Annotated in this window: 15 protein-coding genes and 1 tRNA gene; 5 read left to right on the top strand and 11 right to left on the bottom strand. The window is 70.4% G+C overall.

Annotated features, from left to right (window positions below; all coding sequences use genetic code 11):
- Positions 1-104: 104 nt before the first annotated feature.
- From thrB to argS, 8 genes are all read right to left on the bottom strand, one after another.
- The gene (thrB, locus tag ACIBF8_RS17535; RefSeq protein WP_396784088.1) at positions 105-1,049 is read right to left on the bottom strand and encodes a homoserine kinase; all 945 of its coding nucleotides are present in this window, start codon (positions 1,047-1,049) and stop codon (positions 105-107) included.
- Between the two features lie 64 nt (positions 1,050-1,113).
- Positions 1,114-2,358, bottom strand: coding sequence for an MFS transporter (locus ACIBF8_RS17530; RefSeq protein ID WP_396784086.1), 1,245 nt, complete (start codon positions 2,356-2,358; stop codon positions 1,114-1,116).
- Between the two features lie 11 nt (positions 2,359-2,369).
- Positions 2,370-3,206: a polysaccharide deacetylase family protein gene (locus ACIBF8_RS17525; protein WP_396784085.1), complete on the bottom strand. Its 837-nt coding sequence runs from the start codon at positions 3,204-3,206 to the stop codon at positions 2,370-2,372.
- 138 nt (positions 3,207-3,344) lie between these two features.
- On the bottom strand, positions 3,345-6,623 hold the full coding sequence (locus ACIBF8_RS17520; RefSeq protein WP_396784083.1) for an efflux RND transporter permease subunit: 3,279 nt from the start codon (positions 6,621-6,623) through the stop codon (positions 3,345-3,347).
- A gap of 138 nt (positions 6,624-6,761) precedes the next feature.
- Entirely contained in the window at positions 6,762-7,811 is a 1,050-nt protein-coding gene (gene thrC / locus ACIBF8_RS17515) for a threonine synthase (protein WP_396784082.1), read from the bottom strand.
- Positions 7,812-7,951: 140 nt separating this feature from the next.
- The gene (locus tag ACIBF8_RS17510; RefSeq protein ID WP_396784319.1) at positions 7,952-9,262 is read right to left on the bottom strand and encodes a homoserine dehydrogenase; all 1,311 of its coding nucleotides are present in this window, start codon (positions 9,260-9,262) and stop codon (positions 7,952-7,954) included.
- Between the two features lie 8 nt (positions 9,263-9,270).
- On the bottom strand, positions 9,271-10,656 hold the full coding sequence (gene lysA / locus ACIBF8_RS17505; protein ID WP_396784081.1) for a diaminopimelate decarboxylase: 1,386 nt from the start codon (positions 10,654-10,656) through the stop codon (positions 9,271-9,273).
- 4 nt (positions 10,657-10,660) lie between these two features.
- Complete coding sequence (gene argS, locus ACIBF8_RS17500; RefSeq protein ID WP_396784079.1) at positions 10,661-12,328, bottom strand: arginine--tRNA ligase; 1,668 nt, start codon at positions 12,326-12,328, stop codon at positions 10,661-10,663.
- A gap of 97 nt (positions 12,329-12,425) precedes the next feature.
- Between argS and ACIBF8_RS17495 the strand changes: the two genes are divergently transcribed.
- From ACIBF8_RS17495 to ACIBF8_RS17480, 4 genes are all read left to right on the top strand, one after another.
- A complete protein-coding gene (locus tag ACIBF8_RS17495) occupies positions 12,426-13,223 on the top strand; it encodes a DUF3105 domain-containing protein (RefSeq protein ID WP_396784077.1) in 798 nt (265 codons plus the stop codon).
- A gap of 8 nt (positions 13,224-13,231) precedes the next feature.
- On the top strand, positions 13,232-13,903 hold the full coding sequence (locus tag ACIBF8_RS17490) for a DUF305 domain-containing protein (RefSeq protein ID WP_396784076.1): 672 nt from the start codon (positions 13,232-13,234) through the stop codon (positions 13,901-13,903).
- Positions 13,904-14,217: 314 nt separating this feature from the next.
- On the top strand, positions 14,218-14,910 hold the full coding sequence (locus ACIBF8_RS17485; RefSeq protein WP_396784317.1) for a winged helix-turn-helix domain-containing protein: 693 nt from the start codon (positions 14,218-14,220) through the stop codon (positions 14,908-14,910).
- 90 nt (positions 14,911-15,000) lie between these two features.
- A tRNA-Arg gene (locus ACIBF8_RS17480) sits at positions 15,001-15,072 on the top strand.
- A gap of 134 nt (positions 15,073-15,206) precedes the next feature.
- Here ACIBF8_RS17480 and ACIBF8_RS17475 read toward each other — a convergent pair.
- Together ACIBF8_RS17475 and ACIBF8_RS17470 are read right to left on the bottom strand one after the other, a co-directional pair.
- Positions 15,207-15,884: a hypothetical protein gene (locus ACIBF8_RS17475; RefSeq protein WP_396784074.1), complete on the bottom strand. Its 678-nt coding sequence runs from the start codon at positions 15,882-15,884 to the stop codon at positions 15,207-15,209.
- Positions 15,885-15,915: 31 nt separating this feature from the next.
- Complete coding sequence (locus ACIBF8_RS17470) at positions 15,916-16,599, bottom strand: hypothetical protein (RefSeq protein WP_396784072.1); 684 nt, start codon at positions 16,597-16,599, stop codon at positions 15,916-15,918.
- Between the two features lie 658 nt (positions 16,600-17,257).
- Here ACIBF8_RS17470 and ACIBF8_RS17465 point away from each other — a divergent pair.
- Positions 17,258-17,524, top strand: a complete 267-nt coding sequence (locus ACIBF8_RS17465; RefSeq protein WP_396784070.1) for a hypothetical protein — start codon at positions 17,258-17,260, stop codon at positions 17,522-17,524.
- Between the two features lie 320 nt (positions 17,525-17,844).
- Here the strand turns inward: ACIBF8_RS17465 and ACIBF8_RS17460 are convergent, their stop codons facing one another.
- Positions 17,845-18,099, bottom strand: coding sequence for a hypothetical protein (locus ACIBF8_RS17460; RefSeq protein ID WP_396784068.1), 255 nt, complete (start codon positions 18,097-18,099; stop codon positions 17,845-17,847).
- Positions 18,100-18,197: the final 98 nt, after the last annotated feature.

Genomic DNA, 18,197 nt, shown 5'->3' with positions numbered 1-18,197 from the left:
GTGGGCCTTGGCAGGGGTAGACGGGCTGACCGCCGAGAGCTTCGGGGGTGCACCGCCCCGCAGGAGATCGCGTGCTTCGCGGCTGTGCTAGGTCTAGAGCGTAATCAACTCTTCCGACCTGCGGCAACAGGGTCCCGCTCGGCGTGTCCAAGTCTACCCCGCGCGACCCACGCGCCGCTGACGTCTATCGGTAACTGCCAGATCTCCCAGTCTGTTCCCACTGGGAAGCCCTCTGGAGGCTCGCTGAGCGCCAGGACAGTCGGCCCCGCCCCACTGACCACAGCTGCCACACCGGCCGCTCGCAACTCGCTGACCAGGGCAGACGTGCCCGGCATCCCGGCTGCGCGGTAATCCTGGTGGAGCCGGTCGACGGTGGCCGGCAGCAGCAGGCTCGGGTCCGTGCTGAGCGCGTGCACCAGCAGTGCCGCCCGGCCGGCGGTCAACGCGGCGTCGCCGTGCGGCACGGTGGTCGGCAGAGCCGCCCGCGCCGTCGCGGTCAATCCGCGTTCCGCCGGAACGAAGACGGTGGGCCGCACCCCGTCGGCGACCGGCAGGGACACCGCTCGGGCACCGCCCGGCTCGGACCAGGCCACGGTGAAACCGCCGAGCAGGCATGGTGCGACGTTGTCGGGGTGACCCTCGATCTCGGCGGCCAGCCGGAGCGCGCCGGCGTCGTCCAGTCGGTGCTCCCCGTCGGTGACCAGGGCGCGGGCCAGCAGCACCCCGGCGACGATCGCGGCGGACGAGGAGCCCAGCCCACGCGCCTGGGGGATTCGGTTGACGCACTCCACGCTCAGCCCTTCGGGGTGGGCTCCGAGCACGTCGAACGCGGCGCGCATGGCCCGCACCACCAGGTGTCGGTCATCGTCGGGCAGCTCACCGGCGCCCTGCCCGGTCACCGTCACCCGGACACCGCCCGACGCGACCTCGGCGGCCACATCGTCGTAGAGCCCGAGGGCGAGACCCAGCGCGTCGAAGCCTGGGCCCAGGTTGGCGCTGGTCGCGGGAACCCGGACGCGGACCGGCCCGGAGGTGAGGTTCGTCGGCACGCGCTCATGCTAGGGCTCGGCACCGACGAACCGGTGCCGCGCCCGCTGCCTGGGACCGCCGAATTCAGCCAGCCGGGTCCGGGGCCGGCTCGGCGGCCGGATCGGTGAGCGAGAGCCGGCGGGTGGCGATCCGCCAGCCGACCGCGTACACGAGGGTGATCAACCCGCAGCCGGCGAGCACCACCCGCTCGTCCACCGAGTCCACCACCAGGGCCACCGCCAGTTGGCTCACCGAGATCGCCAGCGTCGCCAGCATCATGTCGGTGGCGAAGACGCGCCCCCGCAACCGGTCCGGGACTTCGCCCTGCAAAGCGAAGTTCGACATCACCCAGTTGCTGCCGCCGGCGAAGTGCGCCACGAAGACCAGCAGCAGCACCAGCGGGAACCAGCGCACCACCGAGGTGCCCAGGTAGGACAGGCCGTAGAGCGACATGGACAGCGCGAGCCCGGGCAGCAGCAAGGCCCGGTTGGTCAGCACCCGGCGCATCAGGATCGGCCCCACCAGGGCCCCCGCGCCGCGCACCGCGAAGAGCAGGCCGGCGCCCAGCGGGCCGACGCCGTACACGCCGGCCAGCAGCGGAAACACGGTCAGCACGCCGTTGCCCAGGCCCACCGCCGACTTGACCGTGACCAGCGCGAGCACCCGGGGGCGGTGACCGATGTAGCCGAGCGCCTCGCGGACGGCCGACCAGGTCCGCTGGGCTGGTTGGTCCGCATTCCGGGGCGCCTGCAACGGCCGGCGGATCCGCGTGGCGAGGCCCGCGGCCGCCGCCAGGCCCGCCGCCGCCACCCAGAAGCAGGCGTACGGGCCGGCAGCGGTGCTGAGCACGCCGCCGAGCGAGGCCCCGACCACGGTCATGGTGCCCCAGGCCGAGCCGGCGACGGCGTTTCCAGCGGCAAGCTCGTGCGGCTCCAGCACGTTGGGCAGCGCGGCCTGGGCGGCCGGCGAGTAGAACGCCTTGGCGACCGCCACCACGCCGATCGCGACCAACGCGAGCCACGCCGTTCCGGCGTTCCGCACGCCGAGCAGCAGCAACACGCCCGCCAGCGCGGCCACGTTCGCGGCAATCATGATCTTCCGGCGGTCGAAGCGGTCGGCGATGGTGCCGGTGTACGGCAGCAGCAACGCCACGATGCCGGTGTCCACCGCCAGGACCAGTGCGCCCCAGACTCCGCTGCCGGTCAGGTGTGGCAGCAGCACCAGCAGAGGCACCATGACGAACCAGTCGGCGCCGAAGACCACCAACTCGGCGAGGAAGAGGTTGCGGAAGCTCCGATTGCCGGTCAGGACCGAGAGGGTGGACGCCACGGAGCGCGACCCTACCTGGTCGGTATCGAATCCATACCGGCTCCCAGCAGCGCCGAGACCGTGACGAATGTGTAGCCGCGCGACCGTAGCCCGTCGATCATGTCGGTCAGGCCGCGCAGTGCGATCAGCCGTCGATGCGCCCCCACATCGTGGCCGAGCACGATCGTTCCCGGGCGCACGTCGGCGACGATCCGCCGGGCGTGGCCGGCCGGATCGTCCGGGAACTCGCGCTCCACCATCTGCAACGACCAGAGCACCAACCGGTAGTCCAGCCGGGCCGCGGCGTGCAGCACGGCCCCGCCCAGGTGGCCGTACGGCGGGCGGAAGAGCACGGGCGAAGTGCCGGTCGCGTCGGCGATCGCGTCGTGGCTGCGGCGCAGGTCGTCGTACGCCTCGGTGGCGTCCATTGCGGCCAGGTCGCGGTGGGCCCAGCTGTGGTTGCCCACCTCGTGCCCGGCGAGACGATCACGAACGACGCCGGCGTGCCGGCGGACCTGCGCTCCGACCATGAAGAACGTGGCCGGAACCCGGTGCTGGGCCAGCGTGTCGAGCACCATCGGGGTCCACTGTGGCGCGGGACCGTCGTCGAAGGTGAGGGCCACGAGGCGCTGACTGGTCCGCCCCGACCAGACGACCTCCAGCGCGCCCGAGCCGACATTCTGCCGGCTGTTGCCGAGAGTGGTGCTGGCGGGACCGCCGGCTATCGGCATCCGGCGCTGGGTCATCCACCATGCTTCGGACGTCCCCGCGCCGACGGCCACACCGCCGACGACCAGCAGGCCACGGCGCAGCAGGTCGCGTCGGCGCCACCCGCACGCGCCCTCGGCCACCCGCCCGTCCCGCCTCACCCACGCCTCCACTCATCTGCGAGGAGTATGCAAGAAGTCACGGAAAGTATGGGGTGGTCGGGTCGGAGTGTTTCGGTTGGCCGAAAGTCGGAACGCCCCCGGCAGGATGGCCGGGGGCGTTCCGAGTTGCGGTGCGACCTACTCGGTCGGCTCCGACGGAGGCAGTGGCGAGGTACGGCTACGGGGCAGCCGCAGCACCTCGAACTGGTCCGTTCCCTCCACCAGCGCGGCCGACGGCGCGGGTCGACCGGCCGGCCGCGCACCCTCGGCGGTGGCCGGGGCCGGCGCGCCACTCGGCACCGCGACCTGGTTCAGGGCGGTCACCTCGTCGGCCTCCGTCGCGGTCGCCGCCGGCTCGCCGGAGCGCCGCCGGGCGCGCCAGTCGCGCAGCCACTCCTTGGTGTACTCCACCATCGTGTACAGCGTCGGCACCAGGATCAGCGTGAGCAGCGTCGAGCTGAGCAGGCCACCGATCACCACGACCGCCAGCGGCTGAGAGATGAAGCCCCCCTCACCGGTCAGTCCGAACGCCATCGGCAGCAGCGCGAAGATGGTCGCCACCGCCGTCATCAGGATGGGGCGTAGCCGACGGCGCCCGCCTTCGACCACCGCCTCCCGAACCCCCATGCCCTGCGCCCGGTACTGGTTGATCAGGTCGAGCAACACGATCGCGTTGGTCACCACGATGCCGACCAGCATCAGCACGCCGATCAGCGCCGGCACACCGAGCGGTGTTCCGGTGATCAACAGCAGGCCGATCGCGCCGGTCGCCGCGAACGGGATGGAGATCAGCAGGATCAGCGCCTGAGTGAGGCTACGGAAGGTGGCCACCATGATCAGGAAGACGATCGCGATCGCGGCCAGCACCGCCAGGCCCAGGTCCGCGAAGGCGTCCGCCTGATCCGCGCTGACCCCACCCACGGTGAAGGTCGCCCCCGGCACGTTGATGGCGTCCAGCCGCTTCTGCAACTCCTTGCTGGTCGCGCCCAGGTTCGAGCCGGTCGCCGCGCCGGTCACCGACACGCTGCGCTCACCGTCGATCCGGGTGACCTGCTGCGGACCCTCGCCCTGGGTGACCTGCGCGATGTCGCCGAGCTTGACCGGACCCACCGGCAGTGCCCGCAGCTGCTCCACGGTCGTCGGCGGCTGCGTGCCTAGCCGCAGCACCACGTTCTGCTGCTGGCCGTCGAGCGCGACCTGACCCAGCGGCGCTCCCCGGAACGCCTGCGACACGAGCTGCCCCACGGCGGCCTCGGTGAGCCCGGCCCGACCGGCGGCGACCCGGTCGACAGTCACGTCCACCCGCGGCACCCGCTCGGCCAGGCTGGTGGAGACGTCCTCGACGTCCGGGACACCGGCCATCGCCGCCCGCGCCTCCTCGGCGGCCCGGGTCAGCACCTCCGGGTCGCTGGCCTGGACGATCACCTCCAGCTGGCTGGTCGACGCCTCCTGCCCGCCACCAAAGCTGATCTCACCCACGCCGGTGCCGAGCTTGTCGAACTCCTTGCGCAGCACCTCACGCATCTGCTTCGCGTCGGTGTCGCCGTCGAGCGCCAGAGACCAACTGGCGACATTGTTGCCGCCGCCGCCCGCCCACGGGTTGTCCCCGCCGCCGGCGGTCACCTGGTACGTCTCGACGCCCTCGGTACGGGACAGCACCGACTCGACCTGCTTGGCCGCCGCGTCGGTGGCCGCCAGGCCACTGCCGGCCGGCAGCTCCTGGCTCATGTTGAGGGTGTCCTGGCCGGAGTCGTCCAGGAAGTTGGTCTCCAACTTCTGCGCAAGACCGAAGGTGCCGAAGAGCACCAGTAGGCCGAGCCCGACGGTGATCCAGCGAGTCGACCGCTTGCGCGTGGCGAACCCGATCACCGGCAGGTACGCCCGCTGCAACGGGCTGCGCAGCTCCTTCTCCTCCGCGGCGTGCCGAACCGCCTCGTCGTCCGCGGTGCCGCCACGCGGCTTGAGGAACCAGTACGCGAGGACCGGGATCACGGTCAGCGACACCAGCAGCGAGGCGAGCAGGGCCACCGTCACGGTGATCGCGAACGGCGCGAAGAGCTGGCCCACGAAACCGCCGACCAGTGCGATCGGCGCGAACACCGCCACCGTGGTGAGGGTGGACGCGGTCACCGCGCCGGCCACCTCGCGGACGCCGGTGATGATGGCGTGCCGCTTCTCCTCGCCGTACTCCAGGTGTCGTTTGATGTTCTCCAACACCACGATCGAGTCGTCCACCACCCGGCCCACCGCGATGGTCAGCGCGCCGAGAGTGAGCAGGTTGAGCGAGTAGTCGCCGATCCACAGGGCGATCAGCGCCACCAGCACGGAGAGTGGGATGGAGACCGCGGTGACCACCGTCGAGCGCACCGACAGCAGGAAGACCAGGATGACGATGACCGCCATCACCAGGCCCAGCAGGCCCTCGGTGGTCAGCGACTCGATCGACTTCTCCACGAACGGCGCCTGGTCGAAGACCACTGTCAACTCCGCGCCGGAGGCGTCCTTCAGGTCGTCGAGCCGGTCGCGGATCTCGTGCGAGATCTCCACGGCGTTGCCGTCCGGTGCCGCGGTGACCGCGATACCGAGGCTGTCCTTGCCGTTGGTCCGGGTGATCGCCGTGGCCGGAGCGAGCTGCTGCTCGACCGTCGCCACGTCACCGAGGCGGACGGGCGTCGCGCCCGGGGCGAGCACGATGCCGCGCAGCTCCTCCACGGAGGCGATCGGCGTGCCGACCTGCACCGGGAGGGCCAGCGCGCCGTCGGTCACCGTGCCGGCCGGCACCGCCACGCCGTTGGTCTTCAACGCCGCGCCGATCGCCGTCGGCTGGATCTGCGCGGCGGCCAGCTTCGCCGGGTCCGGGGTGACCACCACGACGTTGTCGCGGGTGCCGGTCACCTCGACCGTGCGTACCCCCTGGATGCCCTCCAGCTCCGGCACCACCGTCGCGCGCAGCTTCTCGGCGAGCGCCCGCTCGTCCGCCGCGCCGGCCGCGGCCAGCACCACTGCCGGGAGGTCGTCGGTGCTACCCGCGATGACCTGCGGGTCGACGCTCTCCGGCAGCTGGGCGTCGATCCGGCTCAGCGCGGTCTGCATCTTGTTGACCACGTCGTCGAGGTCGGTGCCGAACTCGTACGTCACCTGGACGGTGGCCGCCCCCTCGCGGGAGGTGGAGGTGACCTTGTCCAGCCCGGGGATGCCCTGGAGGGCGTTCTCGATCGGCTCGGTCACCTGCGACTCGACGATCTCGGGACCGGCGCCGGGGTAGGGAGCCACGATGAACGCGGCCGGGAACTCGAGCGACGGCAGCAGTTGCTGCTTCAGCGACGGTACGGCGAACGCTCCGAACACCGTGGTCACCACCGCGATGAGGGCAATCAGCCCTCGGTTGGCGAGGCTGAATCTGGCGAGCAGCGACATCGGCCTGGCTCACTCCTGAACGAGAATGCGGGCGGGGATACCCGAAAGTGTGCCGGACTCGCGTACCTCGACCCCCGCCGCCCCCAGACCGTCCGCAGCCGCCGGCCCGCCGCCGTCCCCGCCCGAACGGTGGCGCGCTCAGGCCAGGTCGAGGGCGCGGGCCGCGGCCAGCGGATCGTTCGCGATGGTCAGCGGCGCCGGCGCGGTGGAGATCGCCCACTCCGGGTCCTTCAGCCCGTGGCCGGTCACCGTGCAGACCACCGTGGAACCGGGTGGCACCGCGCCCGCCGCGGCCTGCTGGAGCAGGCCGGCGACGCTGGCCGCGCTGCCCAACTCGACGAAGACCCCCACCTCGCGGGCGAGCAGCCGGTATGCGGAGAGAATCTCCCGGTCGGTCACCGACTCGATCAGGCCACCGGAGGCGTCCCGGGCGTCCAACGCCTTGGTCCAGCTCGCCGGGTTGCCGATCCGGATCGCGGTGGCGATGGTCGACGGCTCCGGCACCACCTGGCCGGTCACGATCGGGGCCGCGCCGGCGGCCTGGAAGCCGTACATCTTCGGCGTCCGGGTGGTGGCGCCGGCCGCCGACTCCTCCGAATAACCCATCCAGTACGCGGCGATGTTGCCGGCGTTGCCGACCGGCAGGCAGTGGATGTCCGGCGCGTCACCGAGCGCCTCGACGATCTCGAAGGCGGCGGTCTTCTGGCCGTGCAGCCGGTCGATGTTGACCGAGTTGACCAACGCGACCGGGTAGTCCTGGGCGAGCTTGGCTGCGGTCGCGAGGCAGTCGTCGAAGTTGCCGTTCACCTGGAGCAACTTCGCGCCGTGCACCAGCGCCTGGGCCAGCTTGCCCAACGCGATCTTGCCCTGCGGCACCAACACGGCACAGGTCAACCCGGCCCGGGCCGCGTACGCCGCGGCGGAGGCGCTGGTGTTGCCGGTGGAGGCGCAGATGATGGCCTTGTTGCCGGCCTCGACCGCCTTGGACACCGCGAGGGTCATCCCCCGGTCCTTGAAGGAGCCGGTCGGGTTGGCGCCCTCCACCTTGAGGTGCACGTCGCAACCGAGCCGGGCGGAGAGCACCGGCGCCGGCAACAGCGGCGTGTTCCCCTCGTGCAGCGTGACGACCGGCGTGGCCGCGGTGACCGGCAGCCGATCCCGGTACGCCTCGATCAGACCCCGCCACATGTCGCTCTCCTCGCCTCTACCGCCGCACCGGCCCGAGCATCTCCGGCCACCTTGGACCAGCCTGCCGGAGCGGTCGATGCCACACCCCGGCTTACCCACCTGGCGGGACGCGCGAGCCCTCCCGTCGATGGTGCAACGACTCAGGCGTCGCCCTCGACCCGCAGCACACTGGTCACCGACCGGACAATGTCCAGACCACGCAGCTCACCGACGGTCGCGGCGAGCGCCGCGTCCGGGGCCACGTGGGTGACGATGACCAACTCGGCATCGCCGTCGCGGCCCACCGGCCCACCGGCCGAGCCCTGCCGCACGGTCGCGATCGACACGTCGTGCCGGGCGAACACGCCCGCCACCGAGGCCAGCACACCTGGGCGGTCGGCCACGTCGAGGCTCACGTGGTAGCGGGTCAACGCCTCACCCATCGGCCGGACCGCCAGGTCCGCGTACGCGCTCTCGCTGGCCGCGCGCACCCCGGCGAGCCGGTTGCGGGACACCGCGACCACGTCGCCGAGCACCGCACTGGCGGTGGGCGCGCCACCGGCGCCCCGACCGTAGAACATCAGCTGCCCGGCCGCGTCCGCCTCCACGAAGACCGCGTTGAACGCGTCCCCGACGCTGGCCAGCGGGTGGCTGCGCGGGATCATCGCCGGGTGCACCCGGACGCTGACCGTCTCCCGGCCGGTGGAGTCGACGCCCCGGGCCGCGATGCAGAGCAGTTTGATCGTGCAGCCCATCGCCTGGGCGCTGGCCACATCCGCAGCGGTGACCTCGGTGATGCCCTCGCGGTGCACGTCGGCGGCGCCGACCCGGGTGTGGAACGCCAGCGAGGCGAGGATCGCCGCCTTCGCCGCCGCGTCGAAGCCCTCCACGTCGGCGGTCGGGTCGGCCTCCGCATACCCCAGTGCGGTGGCCTGCTCAAGCGCCTCGGCGAAGCCGGCGCCGGTCGCGTCCATGGCGGAGAGGATGAAGTTGGTGGTGCCGTTGACGATGCCGGTGACCCGGTTGATCCGATCGCCGTGCAGCGACTCGCGCAGCGGGCGCAGTAGCGGGATGGCCCCGGCCACGGACGCCTCGTAGTAGAGGTCGCCGCCGCCCTCGGCCGCCGCCTCGTGCAGGGCCACGCCGTCCTCGGCGAGCAGAGCCTTGTTGGCGGTGACCACGCTCTTGCCGGCGCGCAGCGCCTCGACCAGCCAGCTCCGGGCCGGCTCGATGCCGCCGACCACCTCGATCACCACGTCCACGTCGTCGCGCTTGATCAGGCCGAGCGCGTCGGTGGTGAACAGATCCTCGTCGACCGGCAGGTCACCCCGGTCCCGGCCGAGCCGACGGACGGCGATGCCGGCGATCTCCAGCGGAGCGCCGATCCGCGCGGCCAGGTCGGCCGACTGCTCGTGCAGCAGCCGGACCACCTCCTGGCCGACAGTGCCGCAGCCGAGCAGCGCCAAGCGCACAGGTGACGTCATCCCACATCCAAAGCGAGCAGGTCATCTTCGGTTTCTCGCCGGACGATCAGGCGCGCCTGGCCGTCGCGCACCGCGACCACCGGTGGCCGGGGCACGTGGTTGTAGTTGCTGGCCATGCTTCGGCAGTACGCACCGGTGCCGGGCACTGCGACAAGATCTCCGGGCTGCACGTCGGCGGGCAGGAATTCATCCTTCACCACGATGTCCCCGGACTCACAGTGCTTTCCCACCACGCGGGCGAGCATCGGCTGCGCCACCGAAGCCCGCGAGGCCAGCGTGGCCGAGTACGACGCGTCGTACAGGGCGGTGCGAATGTTGTCGCTCATCCCGCCGTCGACGCTGACGTACGTCCGGATGCCGTCGAGGTCCTTGACCGTGCCGACCTCGTAGAGGGTGAACACGGCGGGCCCGACGATGGCCCGGCCCGGCTCGATCGACAGGTGCGGCACGGCCAGGTTCTCCGCCGCGCACTCCGAATCGACGATCTTGCGAAGCCGCTTGGCCAGGTCCTGCGGTGTCGCCGGGTCGTCCTGGGTGGTGTACGCGATGCCGAAGCCGCCGCCCAGGTCCAGTTCGGGAAGCTCCACCCCGCGCGCGTCGCGGATCTGCGCCTGGAGGGCGAGCACCCGACGGGCCGAGACCTCGAAGCCGCTGGCGTCGAAGATCTGCGAGCCGATGTGCGAGTGCAGACCGCGCAGCTCCAGCACACCCTCGTCGAGGATCTTGAACGCGGCGTTCGCGGCGGCGCCGCCGGCCAGCGAGAAGCCGAACTTCTGGTCCTCGTGGGCGGTGGCGATGAACTCGTGGGTGTGCGCCTCGACGCCGACCGTGACCCGGACCAGCACCCGGGGCCGGACGCCGCGCTCGCGGGCCAGCGCGGTGAGCCGGTCGATCTCGGTGAACGAGTCGACGATGATCCGACCTACCCCGGCGTCCAGGGCCCGGCCCAGCTCGGCGACCGACTTGTTGTTGCCGTGGAAGCCGATCCGCTCCGGCGGCATCCCGGCCGAGAGCGCGGTGGCCAGCTCGCCGCCGGTGCAGACGTCCAGGTGCAGGCCCTCCTCGGCGATCATCCGGACCACCGCCCGGCAGAGGAACGCCTTGCCCGCGTAGAAGACGTCCTCGGTCGGGAAGGCCGCCCGGAAGTCGCGGCAGCGCGAGCGCAGGTCGGCCTCGTCGAGGACGTACACCGGGGTGCCGAACTCGGCCGCGATGTCGCGGACGCTCAGGCCCGCGACGGCGACCGCGCCGTCGGCGCCGCGCGTCACGCTGCGCGGCCACAGCGCCGGCACGAGGGCGTTGACGTCGGCCGGGGTACGCAGCCAGGCCGGCCCCTGGTTGCTGATGTCCGCGTGCAGCGCACCAGCCTCATGAGCGCGCATCGTGCTACATCCTCTCGGGTGCGGAGACGCCGAGCAGGTACAGGCCGTTGGCGATCACCGTGCGGGTGGCGTTGTTGAGCCAGAGCCGGGCGCGGTGCAGGTCGGTGATCTCCTCGTCGCCGAGCGGCAGCACCCGGCAGTTGTCGTAGAACCGGTGGTAGGAGGCGGCGACGCTCTCCTCCAGGTAACGGGCGACCCGGTGCGGCTCCCGCAGCTCGGCGGCCGTCGCGACCACGGCGGGGAACTCGGCGAGCGCCTTCAGCAGCTCGTTCTCCTTCTCGTGTTCGAGAAGCTCGGGCCGGAACGCGTCGGCGTCACCCGGGACCAACCCCACCTCGGCGGCGTTACGGGCCACGCCCGCCGTCCGAGCGGCGACGTACTGCACGTAGTAGACCGGGTTGTCGCGGGTTGCCCGGGTCCACAGCTCGATGTCGATGTCGATCGGGGAGTCGCTGGAGTAGCGGGCCAACGCGTACCGGGCGGCGTCCACGCCGATCGCGTCGACCAGGTCCTCCAGGGTGATCACGGTGCCGGCCCGCTTGCTCATCCGCATCGGGGCGCCGTCGCGCAGCAGGTTGACCAGCTGCCCGATGAGGATCTCCAGGTTGCGCTCCGGGTCGTCGCCGAAGCAGGCCGCCATCGCCTTCATCCGGCCGATGTAGCCGTGGTGGTCGGCGCCCAGCATGATCACGACCCGCTCGAAGCCGCGCTCCCGCTTGTCCAGGTAGTAGGCGCAGTCCGCGGCGAAGTACGTCCACTCGCCGTTGGACTTGCGCAGCACCCGGTCCTTGTCGTCGCCGAAGTCGGTGGTGCGCAGCCAGGTGGCGCCCTCGGACTCGTAGAGGTGCCCCTGCTGGCGCAGCCGGGCCAGGGCGAGGTCCAGCTCACCCCGGTCGTGCAGGTCCTTCTCGTTGAAGTAGGTGTCGAACTCCACCCCGAAGTCGCGCAGCGAGGAGCGGATCTCGTCGAACATCAGCGCGACGCCCTCGACCCGGAAGACCTCCTGGGCGGCGTCGTCGTCGAGCGAGCGCACCTCCGGCCGGCGGGTCTGCACCTCGGTGGCGATCTCGGCGATGTACGCCCCGCCGTAGCCGTCCTCCGGCGCCGGCTCACCCTTGGCTGCGGCGAGCAGCGACCGGGCGAACCGGTCGATCTGCGAGCCGGCGTCGTTGAAGTAGTACTCCGTGCCGACCTCGGCACCGGTGGCCCGCAGCAGCCGGCTCAGCGCGTCCCCGACGGCCGCCCAGCGGACGCCGCCGATGTGCACCGGCCCGGTCGGGTTGGCCGACACGAACTCCAGGTTGATCTTTTCGCCGGCGAGTCGGTCACTGCGGCCGTACTCCGCGCCGGCCTCGACGATCACCCGGGCGAGCTGACCGGCGGCGGCGGCGTCGAGCCGGATGTTCAGGAAGCCCGGCCCGGCGATTTCCACCGATTTGACACCTGCTGCCCGGCCCAGCTCGTCGGCCAGGGCCGTCGCCAGCTCCCGCGGCGGCACGCCCACCTTCTTGCTCAGCTGCAGCGCGAGCGTCGAGGCGTAGTCGCCGTGCTCGGGGTTGCGCGGTCGCTCCACCACCGTGCTCGCCGGCAGGGCGGCGCGGTCGAGCCCGCGCTGCTCGAAGACGGCGTGGGCGGCGGCAAGGACGACCGAGGCTAGTTCTGCAGGAGTCACCCAACCATGTTATCGGGGGTAGACTCGGGCACTCGGCGGCTCCCCTGCGCGTCATCCGGCCCGCCACTCCCCTGACCGACCGACTTGACGAGGCACGATGAGCATCAGCACCCCGGGTGGCCCTGAGCGCCGCCCGACCGTGGTCAGCACCGGCAAGAAGCCGGCCGCGGGCCGGCCGACGTCCGGCGCCAAGGCCGGTTCCGGCAAGCCGACGGGCTCCCCCCGGGCCGGTGGCAAGGGTCCGCGCAAGCCGGTCACCCCGGTCAAGGTGAGCCAGGGCCGCGCCTGGGGCCCGATCGCGCTGTTCGTCGCGGTGGGCGTGCTCGTGGCCGGCATCATCGGGTACGGCGCCTGGGCGTCGTTCCAGGGCTCCAAGCCGTGGGACAAGCGGGCCAACGCCATCGATGGCATCGCCAACATCCGCAAGTCCGACCCGGACAGCCTGAAGTACGAGTCGCACAAGTCGGGTCCGCTGACCTACAAGTACTCGCCGCCGGTGGGTGGGGTACACAACGCCGCCTGGCAGAACTGCATGGGCGACGTCTACGACGCTCCGATCGCCAGCGAGCACGCCGTGCACAGCCTGGAGCACGGCGCGGTGTGGATCACCTACCGCCCGGACCTGCCGCAGGACCAGGTCGACAAGCTCGCCGGCAAGGTGCGCGGCGTCGAGAAGATGCTGATGAGCCCGTACGAGGGCCTGGACAAGCCGATCTCGCTGCAGGCCTGGGGCTACCAGCTCAAGGTCGACAACGCCGACGACTCGCGGATCGACGAGTTCATCAAGGACCTGCGGGTGAACGCCTCCGTCGAGGGCCCGACGGCGCTGTGCAACACCGGCATCACCGCCACCGGCACCACGCCGCGTGAGCTCCAGCAGCAGCCCACCCAGTAAGGACCGCGATGACCGCTCCGGCGACCACCGACAGCGAGTACGACGAGATCCCGGCCGACCCGGACGAGGGCGGCCGGGCCCCGGCGTCGCGCTACGGCGTGCTGGCGCTCGCCATCATGCTGGTGGTGGGGCTCCTTCTCGGGTACGCGGGCGGTCTGCTCACCCCGCGGCTCACCCGACCCGGTGACGCCTCGGTCGAGGCGGGCTTCGCCCGGGACATGACGACCCACCACGCGCAGGCGGTGGAGATGAGCCTGATCGCGTACCGGTCGGCGACCCTCCCCGAGGTGCGGCAGATCGCCGTCGACATCGCCACCGGGCAGCAGGGCGAGATCGGCGCGATGCAGACCTGGCTGCGAGAGTGGGATCTCAGCCCGACCGGGTCGAAGCCGCCGATGTCGTGGATGTCCGACGGAGCCACCGTCAAGGACGGCCTGATGCCGGGCATGGCCACACCGGCGCAGATGACCGCCCTGCGCGACGCCCAGGGCATCGAGGTCGACCGGCAGTTCCTGGCCCTGATGTACGCCCACCACCTGGGCGGCATCCACATGATCGACGCGGCGCTGGACGAGACCGACAACGCCGAGGTCGTGCGGGTGGCGCAGACGATGAAGAACACCCAGCAGACCGAACTGAACAACCTCCGGCAGCTTCAGGCGCAGGCGGCCAAGGGCTGACCGGATCGGACGTACGCACCAGGCCCGCGTCACCGCCACTCACCGGCGGAGACGCGGGCCGCACCATGTCTGCGCCGGCCGGGGCGAGGCCCGCTTGATCGACTCGGCTTTCAGGGAACCGGGCTCTCCGCGCGGCCGGGACACCCCGACTTCCAGGAAACCGAGTCGATCAAGCGGACGCTACCGTCGTTGCACCCCTAACGCCCCCACATGTCTGCTGTGGGCGTTTTGCGCGGCACAGGCGATTACGTTGCTTAGAGAGTTTTCTCCCCACATATCGTGACCAGTTGCGATTCGGGCTCGTTGCCCAAGACGTGGGGGTTGCACTCAGAGACGCACGGCGTTCGGTCACCAGTTGGTGCCGACGCCACACCATCGGTGGTGACGGGGCGGTGGCAGCCGTCCGTCGCGGACAGCGGCAGGGCGAGCCGGGAATGCTCAGCCGCGAACAGGAACTCGAACTGATCGACACACTTCGGGGCGTCCACCCCGACGAGTTCGGCCTGGACGAGGAGCTGTGGACACGGCAGAGCCTCACCACGCTCGTCCAGCAGCGATTCAACCTGCCGCTGGACGCCGGGGCGGTCGGGGCGTACCTGCGGGCCTGGGGGTTGGGTCCGCGGGAGCCGCGCGAGCGGGCCTGCGGTCTCTGCGTCAGCGCGGTCGAGCGTTGGGTCCGCAGCGAGTACCCGGCGATCACCCGGGCCGCCCAGGAGCACCTCGCCGAGGTCTACTGGATCGGCCGGGTCCGGCTGCGCGGCACGATGCCGGCCGCCGACGTGATCTCCGCCGTCTCGTCTCGTGGTCGGGTCCGCTTCATGATCACCACGCCGACGGTGGACCCGCCGCTCCCCCGCGACTTCGTGTTGCGGCTCAGCGGCGAGGAGCAGCGCACCGTGCACCTGATCGTGGACGGCTCCTGGCCCCGCAACGAGTGGCCCCGCCGGCTTCCCCGGCGGATCGTCCTGCACCCGCTGCCCAGCTGCGGGCGGGCGGTAGCCGCCTGAGCCCCGGGTGGGCCGATCCGACCCGATCGGCTCACCCGATACCGATTCGGCGTACGCAGGGGAGGTTTGCTAGTCTTCTCCAGTCGCTGAGCCCCCGTAGCTCAGGGGATAGAGCACCGCCCTCCGGAGGCGGGGGCGCAGGTTCGAATCCTGCCGGGGGCACGTCACAGAACTGCAACAACGCGTGGTCATCGATCGGTATCTGACCGTTGCGGCTCAGTTCTCGCTCGGATCGTGATGAACGGCTCCTCGCCCAGATCGGCGAGGAGCCGTTCGCTTGTCTCATAGCTCCCGCGTCAGTCGACCCCCCAGGTGGCCCATGAAATGACCCAATCGCGTTCGCGCTGCGGCGGCGGTTCGCCTTTTAGCACCGCGTCCACGGCATCGGCGGCTTCGCGGTCGTTCTGGCGGGCGTACCGGTCGTACATGGCCTGGCATTCAACGTAAATCACGCCGTTGATCGAGTAGGTCCGGACCGGGTGATCGGCGCGCTTTCGGACCGCGGCGCGGACGGCTCTGCGCAGCGCGTCTTGCTGATCACCAGGTACGTGGTGGATCTCGACGAAGCCTCGTCGGTCCACAACCACGTCGGCAGCGAGTTGAGCAACGAGGGCAAGCCGATCGTCGGGTCCGGGTTTCGGGAAGTGGCGGTCGATCAAGGTAAGGCAGCGCCGGCAGGTCGGGGCGTACGCTACGTCGCCGTGCCGGCCAACTGCACCACCGTCGCCTCCCACCATGACGGCCCAGACTCGTCCGCAGAGTGTCTTGTCGGACCATCGTCGTTCGCGCAGGGCGGCGAGGTCATAGTCGGCCGGCACACGGTCGTTGCCGTCGTCGAAGTAGAAGTCGGGTAGTGCTTCGCGGCCGGCAGCGGGTGCTGTGGTAACGGTGAGGTGAACCGCGTTGCCGCCGCTGACGGTCGTAAGAAGCATCGCTGCGCCGTTGATCTCGATGGTGTTCGGTCCGTGCGCCATGGGCTCCATCCTGGCTACGTCGTTCGCGCCGTCATTCGGTGACGGGTTCGGACTCGTCGCGGCGACGCAGTTCATCCCAGGTCACGCGCTGGCGTGCATCGGCGAGATCGTTGTCGAATCGAACGCCCTGCTTCTCCAACAGCTGGCGGCAGTATTCCGGCCCACGCTCCTGACTGTCGCGCCACTTCGGATTGATGCGCCCGCCCTCCATGAGGATTCGTTCGGGATGGGGGAAGTTGGCGAGCGCTGCGGCGGCCTGCCCAACACCTCGGGCTGCCTTGGTGTCACCGCGCACGGCAATCGAGATGTCTCCGTAAGTCGTCCACTCGCCGTCACGGACGCGGGAAGCCATACGCATGAAGACGACGCTGGTGGTGCGATAGCGGGGGGCCAGCCGCCATCGTTGCGGAGTCGCACCGGAAACCGGCTCGACCAGGCCGGCCTTGTGCAGCGCTTGCAGCGAGGTATGGGTGTTCGGTCCGTCGTAGCCGATGGCAGCGGCAACGTCGGCAGTCTTCATACCGGTCTCGGTGGCGAGACCGGGCACGGCGAGGATCTGCTGCTGCCGCTGGCCGCGTCCGGTGGGGATCTCGACCTCGGCGTCCACGGTGAGGTCAGGGACCTGAGCTGCGGCTTCCAGATCGGCAGCCAGGTTGAGGTATAGGTCGCCTTGCGCGCGGGCGAACTTCGCCAGCGCGAGCACAATCTGCGTCATGTCCAGCCCTTTCAAATTCATGTGACACGACAAGACTGGCGCTCTTGTGCCGCGTTGTCAACATCCTTTCAAAAGATGGCATAGCAACAGGTCAGACTGTCCCGCCGGAACACAGGAGGGCAGCGCCTTCGCTGGCCTGAGCGACGAGCTACCGATGATCTTGGCTACCACGCAGGCTCGGGTGAGCAATCAGAGCTATCGCGTTCCCCGGTACCTCTTGGTCCTGGCATCAGTGTGGTCGGTGGAGCGGCGCCCGTCGCGGCGGGTGGCTCGGGCGATGTTGGGTTCGCCGTTGGTGCGGTGGTAGCCGATTGAGGTGTCACGGAGCGTGGCCATGACGGCGATCCGTTGCCGGTCCGCCCGTGGGCCCTTCACCCGGCGTGAAGTCGCGGATGTAGTGCAGGCGATTCTCGATATGCCACTCTGACCGTACCGAAGTGCCGGGTTCGATGGTTTGGGCCTGGTCGGCGGGCAGCGACACGGTCAGGTACGCCGTCTCGCGGGTGGTTTGCGCGCGACCAGCTCCAACACCGCGATCACCCTTCCCGTTGACCGTGCGGGGTCAGGGTGATCCGAACCGCCTGCCGGGCATGAGGGAAAGCGATACCGCCGGGTTGGACACGCTGACAGTTTTGATGGTGCAGGTTTCTTTGCGGCCGTGGCTAGCCTTGCGGGTCTGGGCTCCGACCGGGATCTGCACCCCGGGATGGGCTATGAGCTGGGTGTACGTGCTCGGCTGGTTGGCCTTAACCATAACCATCAGACGCGCGCCGGCGGTGGTGAGCAAGTCGACGTGACCGGCTTGGGCGTGCAGCGCATCCGCGACGACCAGAACATCTTGCAGCGCTCCGAGCTGGGCGGCTACCTGATCGAGCAGGGGTGTGAGCGCCAGGATTTCGTCGAATTCGTTGCGATCTGCACCTGAGCGAGCACGATACCGGTGCTGGTGTCGTACGCCGACAGCAGGTGGACCTGACGTCCGTCGGCCAGCCGGGCGACGACGACGCCATCGACGGCGACAACCAGGCGCCACCGCCGTCCGGACCCCACACCGGTGCTGCCTGGTTCCTCAACCATCGGGCCAGCACCCGCGACAGCGCCTCGGCATCAACGCGGATCAGCAGCCGCCACACCATCGTGGCGGCGGGTAACCGCTCGGTGAACCCGAGCCACTGCCAGGCAGGGCGCCCAGATCCCGTACCCAGTCACCATCCGCAGCAAAGGCGCGTGCTCCGGCCAGCACCGTTATACCGCCACGACGAGGATGCTGGCCAGGCGGTATCGCCGGCCACGAGGGTCACGGGAATCGAACACGGCGGTCAAGGCCAGGAACAGACTCCGATGTTCGAGATCGGTGACCGCAGCCGGCAGATGCGCGTCGGCGGATTGGTACAGCAGCAGATCTCGGTGGGTGATGATGACATCCTCGCTGCGGTCCTTCCCGAGATCATGGGTCTTCGTAAACTTCATGATCACCGACAGGTCGCATCCGTCCTGCATGGCCCCCCGCTCCAGCCAAACCGTCAGCTCAACCCTCCCTCAATCGATGCAACAGCCCTGGATGAGCAACCAGCTTGTCAACGGTCAAGGATCGCGGC

The sequence above is a fragment of the Micromonospora sp. NPDC050276 genome (assembly GCF_044459545.1).
In the GTDB taxonomy this organism is placed as follows: domain Bacteria; phylum Actinomycetota; class Actinomycetes; order Mycobacteriales; family Micromonosporaceae; genus Micromonospora.
The sequence above is the reverse complement of the archived record's forward strand: the minus strand, read 5'-3'. Positions and strand labels throughout refer to the sequence as shown.